The 13,944-nt window shown below is 50.8% G+C and carries 12 protein-coding genes and 4 tRNA genes; 2 read left to right on the forward strand and 14 right to left on the reverse strand.

Annotated features, from left to right (window positions below):
• Window positions 1–151: 151 nt before the first annotated feature.
• Window positions 152–943 (forward strand): cytochrome C assembly family protein, encoded by a 792-nt coding sequence (locus D5398_RS18985; RefSeq protein WP_013574033.1) that lies wholly within the window; start codon window positions 152–154, stop codon window positions 941–943.
• A gap of 16 nt (window positions 944–959) precedes the next feature.
• A complete protein-coding gene (locus tag D5398_RS18990) occupies window positions 960–2,249 on the forward strand; it encodes an HlyC/CorC family transporter (protein ID WP_120509021.1) in 1,290 nt (429 codons plus the stop codon).
• Between the two features lie 68 nt (window positions 2,250–2,317).
• On the opposite strand, the gene luxS is transcribed toward D5398_RS18990, so the two are convergent.
• From luxS to mltB, 14 genes are all read right to left on the reverse strand, one after another.
• A complete protein-coding gene (gene luxS / locus D5398_RS18995) occupies window positions 2,318–2,833 on the reverse strand; it encodes an S-ribosylhomocysteine lyase (RefSeq protein WP_120134262.1) in 516 nt (171 codons plus the stop codon).
• A gap of 175 nt (window positions 2,834–3,008) precedes the next feature.
• Entirely contained in the window at window positions 3,009–4,580 is a 1,572-nt protein-coding gene (gshA, locus tag D5398_RS19000) for a glutamate--cysteine ligase (RefSeq protein ID WP_120509107.1), read from the reverse strand.
• An 85-nt stretch (window positions 4,581–4,665) separates the two neighbouring features.
• Complete coding sequence (locus D5398_RS19005; RefSeq protein ID WP_120134260.1) at window positions 4,666–5,094, reverse strand: YqaA family protein; 429 nt, start codon at window positions 5,092–5,094, stop codon at window positions 4,666–4,668.
• Window positions 5,091–5,657: a fructose-1-phosphate/6-phosphogluconate phosphatase gene (gene yqaB / locus D5398_RS19010; protein ID WP_120509022.1), complete on the reverse strand. Its 567-nt coding sequence runs from the start codon at window positions 5,655–5,657 to the stop codon at window positions 5,091–5,093. Before yqaB ends, D5398_RS19005 begins: the two co-directional genes overlap by 4 nt.
• A 320-nt stretch (window positions 5,658–5,977) precedes the next feature.
• Window positions 5,978–6,054, reverse strand: a tRNA-Arg gene (locus D5398_RS19015).
• 181 nt (window positions 6,055–6,235) lie between these two features.
• A tRNA-Arg gene (locus tag D5398_RS19020) sits at window positions 6,236–6,312 on the reverse strand.
• A gap of 181 nt (window positions 6,313–6,493) precedes the next feature.
• A tRNA-Arg gene (locus D5398_RS19025) sits at window positions 6,494–6,570 on the reverse strand.
• Window positions 6,571–6,578: 8 nt separating this feature from the next.
• Window positions 6,579–6,671 (reverse strand) — tRNA-Ser (locus D5398_RS19030).
• A gap of 325 nt (window positions 6,672–6,996) precedes the next feature.
• Window positions 6,997–7,182: a carbon storage regulator CsrA gene (gene csrA, locus D5398_RS19035; protein WP_013574027.1), complete on the reverse strand. Its 186-nt coding sequence runs from the start codon at window positions 7,180–7,182 to the stop codon at window positions 6,997–6,999.
• A gap of 256 nt (window positions 7,183–7,438) precedes the next feature.
• Complete coding sequence (alaS, locus tag D5398_RS19040; protein ID WP_120509108.1) at window positions 7,439–10,066, reverse strand: alanine--tRNA ligase; 2,628 nt, start codon at window positions 10,064–10,066, stop codon at window positions 7,439–7,441.
• 138 nt (window positions 10,067–10,204) lie between these two features.
• Window positions 10,205–10,771, reverse strand: coding sequence for a recombination regulator RecX (recX, locus tag D5398_RS19045; protein ID WP_208646016.1), 567 nt, complete (start codon window positions 10,769–10,771; stop codon window positions 10,205–10,207).
• Between the two features lie 242 nt (window positions 10,772–11,013).
• Window positions 11,014–12,078, reverse strand: coding sequence for a recombinase RecA (recA, locus tag D5398_RS19050; protein ID WP_120509024.1), 1,065 nt, complete (start codon window positions 12,076–12,078; stop codon window positions 11,014–11,016).
• A gap of 107 nt (window positions 12,079–12,185) precedes the next feature.
• Window positions 12,186–12,680: a nicotinamide-nucleotide amidase gene (pncC, locus tag D5398_RS19055; protein ID WP_120509025.1), complete on the reverse strand. Its 495-nt coding sequence runs from the start codon at window positions 12,678–12,680 to the stop codon at window positions 12,186–12,188.
• A 160-nt stretch (window positions 12,681–12,840) separates the two neighbouring features.
• Window positions 12,841–13,944, reverse strand: a complete 1,104-nt coding sequence (gene mltB, locus D5398_RS19060; protein WP_120509026.1) for a lytic murein transglycosylase B — start codon at window positions 13,942–13,944, stop codon at window positions 12,841–12,843.

The raw sequence follows: 13,944 nt of genomic DNA on the forward strand, positions 1-13,944 counted from the left end.
ACGTTATGACAGGCCGCTTTTGCGACGTAATTGCGGGATTATAACACGAAGCGCGGACGATCTCTGCTTTGGCATCTCAGATAGGTTGGAGCGTGACGCGGGTAACGTTATACTGCGGTTCTCATTCACTTTTCGATGCTACTGAAACGCTATGTCAGTTTTTGCTCTCGTCGCCATGTTGGCCTATCTGCTCAGCCTTGCACTGATCATTCCGAGCATTATCCGGAAGAACAGCGCATACCGGCGTTTAGCACTGATTTCTGTTGTGGTGGCGCTTGTCTGCCACGCTGTGGCATTACAACAACGCATTTTCGATGTCAGCACCGGTCAGAATCTCAGCCTGGTCAACATCGGCTCAGTGGTCAGTTTAATCATCGGTACGGTGATGACCATCGTGGCATCACGTAACCGAGGCTGGTTTGTGTTGCCGATTGTTTACAGCTTCTCGCTGATCAATTTGGCGTTCGTCACTTTCCTTCCGGGCGAATTCATCACGCATCTGGAAGAAAGCAAAGGCCTGCTGGTACACATTGGTCTGGCTTTATTCTCTTATGCTACGCTGATGATAGCTGCGCTTTACGCCCTGCAACTGGCGTGGCTTGATTATCAGCTGAAGAATAAGCGCCTGACGTTTACAGCCGACATGCCGCCGCTGATGAGCATTGAGCGTAAGCTGTTTCACATCACCCAGATTGGCGTCATCTTACTGACGCTAACGCTGTGCACCGGACTACTGTATCTGAACAACTTGTTCAGCCCGGAGAATATCGACAAAGCCGTCTTATCGATACTGGCATGGTTCGTTTATATCGTCCTGTTGTGGGGCCACTATCACGAAGGCTGGCGTGGCCGTCGCGTGGTATGGTTCAGCATGGCGGGCGCCATCCTGCTTACTCTTGCCTATTTCGGCAGCCGCCTGATCCAGCAAATCATGGTTCATTAATTAAAAGGAATACCCGTTGGAGCACGTCTCGACAACAACCCTGATCATCACATTGATCATCATGGTGGTGGTTTCGGCTTATTTTTCAGCCTCCGAAACCGGTATGATGACACTCAACCGTTACCGGTTACGTCACCTGGCCAAACAGGGTAACCGCGGGGCACGCCGCGTCGAAAAGCTGTTAAAACGCCCGGACCAACTGATTAGCCTTGTGCTCATCGGCAACAACCTGGTCAACATCCTTGCTTCCGCTCTGGCAACAATTGTGGGCATCCGTCTGTACGGTGATGCCGGTGTGGCGATTGCTACCGGTGTGCTGACGTTTGTCGTACTGCTGTTCGCAGAAGTACTGCCAAAAACATTTGCCGCACTGAATCCTGAACGCATCGCGTTCCCGAGCAGTATTTTGCTACGTCCGCTGCAAAAAATCATGATGCCACTGGTGTGGATCCTGAACAGTCTCTCGCGTTTGCTGATGAGGATGTTTGGCATCCAAACCACAACCGGCCTCAGCGACGCGGTAAGTAAAGAAGAGCTGCGTACCATCGTTAACGAGTCACGTTCGAATATCTCCCGTCGTAATCAGGACATGCTGCTTTCGGTGCTGGACCTGGAAAAAGTGTCCGTGGATGACATCATGGTGCCGCGCAATGAAATCGTCGGAATTGATATCAACGACGACTGGAAATCCATCATCCGCCAGCTGACGCACTCACCTCATGGCCGCATCGTGCTTTATCGTGATTCACTCGACGATGCGATTGGTATGCTGCGCCTGCGCGAAGCCTACCGCCTGATGACGGAGAAGAAAGAGTTCACTAAAGAAAATTTGCTGCGTGCCGCCGATGAGATTTATTACATCCCGGAAGGTACGCCGCTGAACATTCAGCTGGTGAAATTCCAGCGGAATAAAAAGAAAGTGGGCATCGTGGTGGATGAATACGGTGATATTCAGGGGCTGGTGACAGTCGAAGATATCCTCGAAGAGATCGTCGGCGATTTCACCACGTCGATGTCACCGACGCTTGCCGAAGAAGTTACCCCGCAAAGCGACGGTTCCGTGCTGATTGAAGGCAGCGCCAACGTGCGCGAGCTGAACAAAGCGTTTAACTGGCATCTGCCGGAAGACGGCGCGCGCACCATTAACGGTATGCTGCTGGAAGTGCTGGAAGAAATCCCCAATATCGGGATCAGTTTGCGCATTGAAGACTACGAAGTTGAGGTGCTGGACGTACAGGACAATATGATCAAACAGGTTCAGGTGCGTCCGTTACAGCCTCTAAAAAATACCGTCAATCAGCACTAACACCCTGAATTTCATTCATAAAAAAAGACGCGAATATCGCGTCTTTTTTTTCATCTGCACACTTAAAACTAGATGTGCAACTCGGACAATTTTTCTTTTGGCAGAGCCAGTTCATCGTTATGGTTTACCACAACGTCGTGATCGATGATGTGCTGCGCGATTTCCTGCGCTTCTTTCAGGGAATGCATCTCGAAAGTACCACACTGATATTCATTCAGCTCAGGGATCTGACGCTGTTCTTTTACCTTCAGAACATCCGCCATCGCCGCTTTCCAGGCATCCGCCACGCGTTGCTCTTCCGGCACACCGATCAGGCTCATATAGAAACCTGTGCGGCAACCCATCGGAGAAATATCGATAATCTCAACACCGCTCCCGTTCAGGTGATTACGCATGAACCCTGCAAACAGGTGCTCAAGAGTATGGATACCACGCTCAGGCATCACTTCAATGTTCGGGCGGCAGAAGCGCAGATCGAACACAGTAATAGTGTCCCCGTGTGGGGTATGCATGGTTTTTGCGACGCGAACAGCAGGTGCTGCCATACGGGTATGGTCTACGGTAAAGCTATCCAACAGTGGCATATCGTCACCTCTCCTAAATAAATTTAATTTTTTTTACGAACTCAGGAAACCTTTTCCCAGCATGCGGGTCTTAATTAGTGAAAGACGCGCATTTGTTATCATCATCCCTGTAAACAGAGATGTTTATTTGGCCACATTGATTGTGGCCTTTTTCTTTTCTACCCAACGCTACTTTCTATTCAACGCTACTGCCTGCATTCGCAGCCAGGTATTCTTCAAAGCTTAGCTTATCCGCCGCTTCCAGTGCGCGCTGACGCTGCCACGAGCCGTCCTGCTCAGCCATTAATGCGCTGGCATCCAGAACTTCCAGTGGCTCACTGACCAACATCTGACGATACTTCTCCGCCAGTTCCAGCCCGAGATTACCGACGCCCTGCTGTTTCAGATCTTTCAGGATACGCGCCGAGTACGTTAGTTCAGGGTCATCAAACGCCGCAACCAGTTCCTTGCAGACATCCTGATAAAGGGTATCGCCGTTTTGGTTATCCATGACCTGAGCCACACGGTTCAAATCAGCAAACAACCCATTGCCCACTTTGGCTAACGGCTGACGTTCATCGTTACACCCGATACCAATGGTCTGGCCCGGTTTGCGCCCTTCAAGGATCACCCGGTTCCAGTTTTTACGCGTGCAGAGCAGCTCATCACTGTTCATTTCCGGCGCATCGGCTAAAGCACACCATACCAAAAACAGATCCAGGAAACGCGCCTGAGTGGCATCAATACCCACCGGCGAGAACGGATTGACGTCCAGAGAACGGACCTCAATGTATTCAATCCCGCTGCGCATCAGCGCATCAGAAGGTGTTTCACCGGATTTGGTGACGCGCTTAGGACGGATTGGCGCATAAAGTTCGTTCTCAATCTGTAACACATTGGTGTTCAGTTGCAGATATTTACCGTCCTTTTGCAGCCCCATTTCTGCATATTCAGCAGAGGGTGTGCGAATGGCCTTTTTAACGCCCTGAACGTATGTACTCAGGTCGTTAAAGGTAATGCCCAGATTGCTTTGTGACTTATTGGTGTAACCCAAATCACTCAGACGCAGCGATGTTGCATACGGCAGATAGCACAATCCCGCTTCGGTATATTCAAACGGCAAATCTGTTTCACGCCCTTTCAGGAATGAAGAACAGATGGCAGGCGAGGCCCCGAACAGATAAGGGATCACCCAGCCAAAACGGTAATAGTTGCGGATGAGTTTGAAATAACCCGCAGAAATCGCCTCTTTGCCGCTTTCAACATCGGTCACACCCAGCTTTTCCTGCCAGAACGTCAGCGGCAACGAGAAGTTGTAATGGATGCCGGAAATAACCTGCATCAACGCGCCATAACGGTTTTTAAGACCCTCACGATAAAGCGTTTTAAAGCGCCCGGCGTTAGAGGAACCGTATTGTGCCAGCTCGATATCCTGTCCGGATTCGATAAAGCACGGCATGCTGAATGGCCACATACGCTCGTCACCGAGCTCACGGGCCACGTGACGATGGATGTCACGCAGGAACGCCATCAGATGCTCGATATTGTCATCGACGGGCGTAATAAATTCTAATAAGGCTTCAGCAAAATCGGTGGTTATCCAGCGATGCGTCAGTGCCGCACCTAAAGCTTCCGGATGACCGGTTGTCGCTAATGAGCCATCGGGATTAACCCGCAGCGTTTCACGCTCAATACCGCGACGAATACCTTTTAATGCCTGAGGGTGGGCTTCCAGCCAGGAAAGCGCCTGAGATACATCCGGGATCAAATTGACCTCCCGTTCGGTGAAACCATTAATTTGCAAGCATACTGAGTCTGCATAGATGTGACCATAATTGATAGCTGATACCAATCTAACTGAACCATGAGAGCCCCTCCAGCGTTACAAAAGTCAAAAGGATGTAACGCACTGCTTTTCCAATACACATGAAAAAGACTACAGGCCCCCACGGCATTCGCAGCCAACCTGCTAACACGCACAACACATCACCTATCACCGGTAACCAGCTCAGCAATAAAGCGGCCGGCCCAAAGCGCTTCAACCAACCCTGTGCAACGTGGAGTCCACGCTGAGGTTTAAGCTGCGGCAGAAAGCGTCCGATGATGACGTTGGTTATGCCACCTAAGGTATTGCCAACAGTTGCAGACAAAACCAGTGCCGCTGGCATTGCACTGCCAGCTGACAATAAAGCCACTAATAAAACTTCTGAATTTCCAGGCAAAAGTGTGGCACTTAAAAAGCTGCTGCCGAATAAGGAAGCCAGCGCCACGGCGCTGCTCACAGCGTACGCACGTCCACAAATGCCATATTGGCGCGTTTCGCCGCCTCAATACCGAAATCTGCATCTTCAAAGACAACGCATTTTTCGGGAGGTACGCCGATTAACTCAGCGCAACGCAAAAATGTGTCAGGCGCAGGCTTGTGGTTCTGAACGTCATTGGCGCCCACAATCGCATCGAAGCAATCACGCAAGCCTAAATGCCGCAACAGGGCATCCGCCATCCAGTGCTCACTGCCCGTACCCACTGCCATTGGCCGGCGGCCATGATAGGCCTTCACGACATCAATCAGCGGCAACGGACGGACGGTATCAAGCAACATTTCCTGCACCGCTGCCGTCTTCTCAGCCGCCAGAAGATGGGGATCCATCTCGACATTATTACTGTCGATCACAAACTTGGCGATGTGCCAGGTCGGAGAACCGTTCAGAGCAACCATGGATTCGACATCAAACTGCATACTGTATTTGGTCAATACCTGATGCCAGGCCTTACGGTGCGTCGGTTCGGTATCTAATATGGTGCCATCCATATCAAATATTAGTCCTTCGTATCGATCGTACATCGAAAGCTCCATGATCACGAAAAAACAGGAAAACTACTTTATCGCAAAGTCTTTCGAAAGTCGCATTTTGTCCACACCTACAGCACATCCGAACACGTAGGAAAAATCAGGGAAATGAAAAGGAAGAGGTAAAATCAGGAGGTAAAATGCAGAAAGCAAAAAACCCGCCGAAGCGGGTTTTTCTAATAGGGTGCACCCAGCAAGATTACTCAGCGGGCCTCGCCCTGCGGGCCGTTGCTAAAGCAACGTTATCTTCCTTCGTGCTACCTGCATGCCGGAGGACTCTATATGAAAGTCGTCGCTGCAACATGTTTGGAATATGGTGCACCCAGGAAGATTCGAACTTCCGACCGCTCGGTTCGTAGCCGAGTACTCTATCCAGCTGAGCTATGGGTGCATTGGGGTCGTGCTGAGTTTTTTTCGGAAAATACTAAGAGAAAGAATGGTGCATCCAGGAAGATTACTCGGCTAACGCCTCGCTCTGCGGGCCGTTGCTAAGGCAACGTTATCTTCCTTCGTGCTATCTGCATGCTGAATGCAATATAGAGTCCTATCATTGCTTCAACATACACAAAATATGGTGCACCCAGGAAGATTCGAACTTCCGACCGCTCGGTTCGTAGCCGAGTACTCTATCCAGCTGAGCTATGGGTGCATTGGGGTCGTGCTGAGTTTTTTTCGGAAAATACTAAGAGAAAGAATGGTGCATCCAGGAAGATTACTCGGCTAACGCCTCGCTCTGCGGGCCGTTGCTAAGGCAACGTTATCTTCCTTCGTGCTATCTGCATGCTGAATGCAATATAGAGTCCTATCATTGCTTCAACATACACAAAATATGGTGCACCCAGGAAGATTCGAACTTCCGACCGCTCGGTTCGTAGCCGAGTACTCTATCCAGCTGAGCTATGGGTGCATTTTAAATGGCGGTGAGGCGGGGATTCGAACCCCGGATGCAGCTTTTGACCGCATACTCCCTTAGCAGGGGAGCGCCTTCAGCCTCTCGGCCACCTCACCATACGCCTCTTGCGAGTGTGCTGACTAACTTTGTTTAAGCTCATCGGCACTGCGTGGCGCACATATTACTTTCTGGCCCTTATAAGTCAAACCCTTTTTTCCTAACAATCACCCGTTTGGACATTTCACGCGCAACCTGAGCAGTTTGAACACAAAAACAGAGGCCAGATGCACAAAAAACGTCTTCATTTTTAGTAAATGACAAATCGGATGCGTTAAGCAGGAGGAAATCAAAAACGAAAAACACAGGAAAATAAGGGAGGAAAAATCGATAACGCGCAGAAAAGAGGATCAGCGCCTCGCCATTAGCGAGACGCTTCGTAAATCAGTAACTCGTCTGTTGAGACTTCTCAGCCTGAATACGCTGATAAATCTCTTCACGGTGAACAGAGACCTCTTTCGGCGCATTCACACCAATGCGCACCTGATTACCTTTAACACCTAAAACGGTAACAGTAACCTCATCGCCAATCATGAGGGTTTCACCAACTCGGCGAGTTAGAATAAGCATTCTTTGCTCCTTGAATAATTAAAAGAGTCGGGTCTCTCAGTTTCCCGGCCATTATCGATCATAAGCGGGTAAAACGTAAGCCATGACCCCTACATAAAATGTAAGCAGCCTGCAACTTCAGCCATGAGTACTTTAAGTTTAGCCGATATCGTCATTGTCGCGACTTTAATCGCGAAGCTCACACCGCCATTAAGACTGAAAACGCCATACAGCACAATAGATTATGGCGTTTTCAGGGTTAGCTATTTATTTCTTATTACAGCTTAGCTTCAACCCAGGCTTCAACCGTCGCCAGAGCAGCAGGCAATGCCTGCACGTCGCTGCCACCTGCCTGTGCCATATCAGGACGACCACCGCCCTTGCCACCGACCTGCTGTGCTACAGAAGCAATCAGCTCACCGGCTTTAACGCGATCGGTCAGATCTTTCGTGACACCTGCAATCAGGCTGACTTTGTCATCAGCGATGGTTGCCAGAACAATAATTACAGAACCCAGCTGGTTTTTCAGATCGTCAACCATCGTACGCAGAATTTTAGGCTCTACGTTATCCAGCTGACGAACCAACAGCTTAACGCCTTTCACTTCTTTCGTCTGGCTGGACAGTGAAGCACTTTCCTGCGCAGCTTGCTGACCTTTCACTTGCTGAAGCTCTTTTTCCAGCACACGTGAACGCTCAATCAGTGAACGGATTTTATCGGTGATGCTGTTCACATCGCCTTTCACCAGATGCGCAACATCCTGCAGCAAATCACTTTGTTGATGCAGGGCATGAATCGCGTTCTCACCGGTGATCCCTTCAATACGACGGACACCTGCTGCGGTACCGGATTCACTCTGAATACGGAACAGGCCGATATCGCCGGTACGGCTGGCGTGAGTACCACCACACAGTTCGGTGGAGAAATCACCCATGGTCAGAACACGAACGCTGTCTTCGTATTTCTCACCAAACAGCGCCATCGCGCCTTTTTCTTTAGCCTCTTCCAGATCCATGATGGTGGTCTGGATTGGCAGATTACGACGGATCTGTGCATTCACCAGGTCTTCGACCTGACGGATCTCTTCTGGTTTCATCGCTTCAAAATGAGAGAAGTCGAAACGCAGATAGTTGTCATTAACCAGAGAACCTTTCTGAGCCACATGTTTACCCAGCACCTGACGCAGCGCTGCATGCAGCAAGTGAGTGGCGGAGTGATTCAGACGGATACGATCACGGCGCGCCACATCCACTTCAGCTTCAACGCTGTCGCCGATGCTCAGCTCACCAGCATTCAGGGAACCCTGATGGCCAATCGCTTTACCGTATTTCTGGGTATCAGACACTGAGAAGACGCCTGATGCCGTTTTCAGGATGCCTTTATCTCCAACCTGACCACCGGATTCGCCATAAAATGGCGTGTCATCCAGCACCACGATAGCGTTAACGCCCGGCTTGATATCATTCACTGGCTGACCGTCAACAAACAGCGCCACCACTTTGGACTGGCGTTGCAGATGTTCGTAACCGGAGAACTGAGTCACACCGTCAACACGAACCATGCTGTTGTAGTCTGCGCTGAAACCGCTGGACTCACGCGCGCGACGACGCTGAACTTCCATCGCTTTCTCAAAACCGGCTTCGTCAACTTTCAGATTTCGCTCACGGCAAACATCAGCCGTCAGATCCAGCGGGAAACCAAAGGTGTCATAGAGACGGAAAGCAATTTCGCCGTCCAGAGTGTCGCCTTTCAGAGCAGACAACTCTTCATCCAGCAACGCCAGACCGCGCTCCAGAGTACGGGCAAACTGCTCTTCTTCGGTTTTCAGCAGTTGCTCAACCATTGCCTGCTGTTCTTTCAGTTCTGCCGCCGCCGGCCCCATCACTTCAATCAGTGGAGCAACCAGTTTGTAGAAGAACGTGTCTTTCGCGCCCAGCATGTTGCCGTGGCGGATCGCACGACGAATGATACGGCGCAGCACATAGCCACGGTTTTCATTCGATGGGATCACGCCGTCTGCAATCAGGAATGCGCAGGAACGGATATGGTCGGCAATAACACGCAGTGACTTGTTGGTCAGGTCGGTCGCGCCGGTGACTTCCGCCACCGCAGCGATCAGTTTCTGGAACAAATCGATGTCGTAGTTTGAGTTCACATGCTGCATAACCGCAGTGATACGCTCAAGCCCCATCCCGGTATCTACGGATGGTTTTGGCAACGGCAGCATGGTGCCGTCAGCCTGACGATTGAACTGCATGAACACCAGGTTCCAGATTTCGATGTAACGGTCGCCATCTTCCTCAGCAGAACCCGGAGGACCGCCCCAGATGTGATCGCCATGATCGTAGAAAATCTCGGTACAAGGACCGCAAGGACCGGTATCGCCCATCTGCCAGAAGTTGTCAGAAGCGAATGCGCCGCCTTTGTTATCGCCAATGCGGATAATGCGTTCTTTTGGAACGCCGACTTCTTTTTCCCAAATCTCAAACGCTTCGTCATCAGTCTCATAGACGGTGACCCACAGCTTTTCTTTCGGCAGATTGAACCAGTTTTCGCCGGTCAGTAATTCCCAGGCGTAGTTGATGGCATCGTGCTTGAAGTAATCGCCGAAGCTGAAGTTGCCCAGCATTTCGAAGAAGGTGTGGTGACGTGCGGTATAACCGACGTTTTCGAGGTCATTGTGTTTACCGCCTGCACGGACACAGCGCTGGGACGTGGTTGCGCGGTTGTAATCGCGCTTATCCAGACCGAGGAAAACGTCTTTAAATTGGTTCATCCCGGCATTGGTAAACAACAGTGTCGGATCGTTTGTCGGGACAAGCGAACTGCTTGAAACAATGTTGTGTCCCTTACTATGGAAGAAATCGAGAAACGCTTGACGGATCTCAGCGGTGCTCTTGCTCATAAATATCCCGGAATCATGCTGGAAGAACGGCTCTTGAGCCGGATAACGCTGCATATGGCAGCAATCTGTACAGCTCACGAACGAAAAAGTGCGGATAAGATAAAATTTCTGCGCGGGGAAGTAAAATACCGTATGCGGTCAATCGTCAAAATCGCGATAAATAGACTGTATTTCTTCCTGAAAGAAGCCCCGATAGAGCAAATAACGCAGAACTTTTGATTTTTCTTTCCAGTCAGTCGGTAAATTTTCTCCAAATTTTCTGACCGCCAGATCTCGTGCCAGAGCACACCAGTCCACATCTGTGTTTTCCAGTGCAACAGTGATGATTTCTTTATCGACACCTTTTTGCAGTAATTCCGAACGTATGCGCTGCGCGCCGTAACCTTTATTACTGCGGCCGGAAATATAGCGGCTGGCAAATTTGACATCATCGAGCCACTGATGCTGATAACAGTAGTCGATGACTGCCTGCACATGCTCCTCAGGAATTTCCTCCGGCACCGGTCGCGGCTCTGGTTTGGCTCTTACGATCTCTTCTTCGGAGAAGTCATTTTGCGCCGGTTTTTTTCGCGAAGACCAGCTACTTTTTTTATTCTGAGGTTTAACAAAAGGCATCGGAGGAATGAGCAACTTGCGGCGCAGTTCTGTTTCGCCATGGTCGCGCTGAGCAAGCAGACGCATTGCGCGGTTTATCAGCGTATTGATTTTTGCTGCGTCGCCGTCTTTTTTCTGGGGTTCAAACAGCGTGGATTCACTATTCTGTGCTACCTCTTCCAGCAGCTTTTTCAGATCGATGACTTTTTCGTTCGGCGCTTTTTCATCGGGCATAACGTTTCCCCTTATATGCAAAATGCCAGTCTGGAAACCAGACTGGCATTTTAGCGACTTTTGAAAGTAACGGACAAAGTTCCCTGACTTTCAAATGTCTTTGTCAGACAACCGCGAAATTAAAACTCTTCGCTGGTTTCCATGTTGTCGTCAGCGTCTTCCGCTGTGGTCGCAACACTCAGTTCACCGGTGCCGCTCAGCAGCATGTCACGCAGTTTTTTGTCCAGTTCAGCAGCAACTTTCGGGTTTTCTTTCAGGAAGTTGCAAGAGTTCGCTTTACCCTGACCAATTTTCTCACCGTTGTAGCTGTACCATGCGCCGGCTTTCTCGACCAGTTTGTGCTTAACGCCCAGGTCGATCAGTTCACCGTTGATGTTGATGCCTTCGCCATACATGATCTGGAATTCAGCTTGTTTAAATGGTGCAGCGATTTTGTTCTTCACCACTTTCACACGCGTTTCGCTACCGACAACCACATCACCTTCTTTGATAGCGCCAATACGACGGATATCCAGACGCACAGAAGCGTAGAATTTCAGTGCGTTACCACCGGTGGTGGTTTCCGGGTTACCGAACATCACACCGATTTTCATACGGATCTGGTTGATGAAGATGAGCAGAGTGTTGGCGTTTTTCAGGTTACCGGCCAGCTTACGCATCGCCTGGCTCATCATACGTGCCGCGAGGCCCATGTGAGAGTCACCAATTTCGCCTTCGATTTCAGCTTTCGGCGTCAGTGCAGCTACGGAGTCAACGATAATTACGTCAACCGCGCCTGAACGGGTCAGTGCATCACAGATTTCCAGAGCCTGTTCGCCGGTATCTGGCTGAGAACACAGCAGGTTGTCGATATCCACGCCCAGTTTTTTAGCGTAGATCGGGTCCAGTGCGTGTTCTGCATCGATGAACGCACAGGTTTTGCCTTCGCGCTGTGCAGCAGCAATAACCTGAAGGGTCAGTGTGGTTTTACCGGAAGATTCTGGCCCGTAGATTTCAACAATACGACCCATTGGCAAACCGCCGGCACCTAACGCGATATCCAGAGACAAAGAGCCGGTAGAGATCGTTTCTACGTCCATGGAGCGATCTTCACCCAGACGCATGATGGAGCCTTTACCGAATTGCTTTTCAATCTGGCCCAGTGCTGCAGCTAACGCTTTTTGCTTGTTCTCATCAATAGCCATTTTTACTCCTCGTCTGATACAGGGGAACATCCCGCCCGCATCACTGAATATAATTTATGTACAGGTAATTGGCAGTAATTATACTGTATGCTCATACAGTATCAAGCCTAATTTTTAATAAACTCACGTAGTGCAGTTTGTAGCGAAAAAACAGCAGCTTGCAAACGAACTGCTTCACGATCGCCGGAAAACTGCTGTTTAGCAGTCAGAACGCGCCCGTCTTTTCCGGCAAACCCAAACCAGACCGTGCCGACAGGTTTTTCCGCAGAACCGCCGTCAGGTCCGGCAATGCCGCTCACCGAAACGGCCACATCAGCGCCCGCAGCGTGCAACACGCCCTGCGCCATTTCATGCACCACCTGCTCGCTCACCGCGCCATATTCCTCAAGCGTGCTTTCGGATACGCCCAGCAATTCATGCTTAGATGCATTGCTGTAAGTGACAAATCCGCGATCAAACCAGGCGGAGCTTCCGGCAATGTCCGTAATCGCTTTGGCAATCAGGCCCCCGGTGCAGGACTCTGCACAAGTGATCCACAACCCCTGCGCTTTCAGCGCTGCTCCGATTTCCACACTCAGTTCATGCAAACGTTTTTCGTCCATATTCCCTCCCGGCGGGTCATCTGAAACTGACCCGATGTTAGCATTTCTCTTCCGGTCTGTGAGTCCCGTCGAAGCGTTTTGCGCGATGTATTCAGAATTGGGACGAAATAAAAAGAAGGGCCGCAATCTGCGACCCTCGTTAAAGTGGAATGAACCGGCGTCAGCGAGCGGCTTTCACCGCCTCACCCAACTGCCATACCGCCATCGCGTAATGCACGCTGTGGTTGTATCGGGTGATGGTGTAGAAGTTAGGCAGCCCGTACCAGTACTGATAATTGGTGCCCATATCGAGGCGCAGCAGACTCGCTTCCTGATAGTTGCCCAGCGATCCTAACGGGCTCAGCCCTGCTGCTTTCAGGGTATACAACGGATATTTGGTTTTGAAGCCGTTCTCAAGCAATGGGGCCTGCCCGGCTGCCGGTACCGCAATCGGCGCGCCTTTGGTCCAGCCATGAGCTTTAAAATAGTTGGCAACGCTGCCGATAGCATCAATCGGATCCCACAGATTGGCGTGACCGTCGCCGTTAAAGTCCACGGCGTAGTCTTTATAAGAGGACGGCATAAACTGGCCATAGCCCATTGCGCCCGCGAAGGAACCACGCAGACTCAGCGGGTCATCCCCTTCACGACGGGACATCAGCAGGAACGTTTCAAGTTCCCCGGAGAAATACTCTGCGCGACGCGGATAGGCAAAGGACAAGGTCGCCAGCGCATCGATAATGCGGGTTTTGCCCATCACGCGTCCCCAGCGGGTTTCCACGCCAATAATACCGACGATGATTTCCGACGGCACGCCGTACACCTGCTCCGCACGCTGTAACGCATCCTGATACTGATTCCAGAACACCACGCCATTCTGCACGTTATCCGGTGTAATGAATTTACTGCGATAACGGTTCCATGCGCCATTCGGTACCGTCGATGGCGGGCCAGACGGCGCCTGTTGGTCCATCAGCCGCAATACAAATCCCAGACGTTTGGTTTGCGACAAAACGTCATGCAGCTGCTGACGGTCAAAGCCGTGCTCGCGCACCATTTTATCGACAAACTGATTCATGGCCGGATCATAGGCAAAATCACCGGTCTGAACCGCACCGGTATGCTCAGGCTGAAGCAGAAAACCGCCGCCGGGCACCGTATTGGCGCTGGCATTTCTTCCATCGGAGAAAGGATTACGCGGCCCTTCAGGCTGAGGCGCGGGTTTGTTACTGCTACATGCAGAAAGTGTAAGAACCAGGGGAAGAATGACTGCCAGGTGGCGCAT

This window comes from Rahnella bruchi (assembly GCF_003614975.1).
Lineage (GTDB): Bacteria > Pseudomonadota > Gammaproteobacteria > Enterobacterales > Enterobacteriaceae > Rahnella > Rahnella bruchi.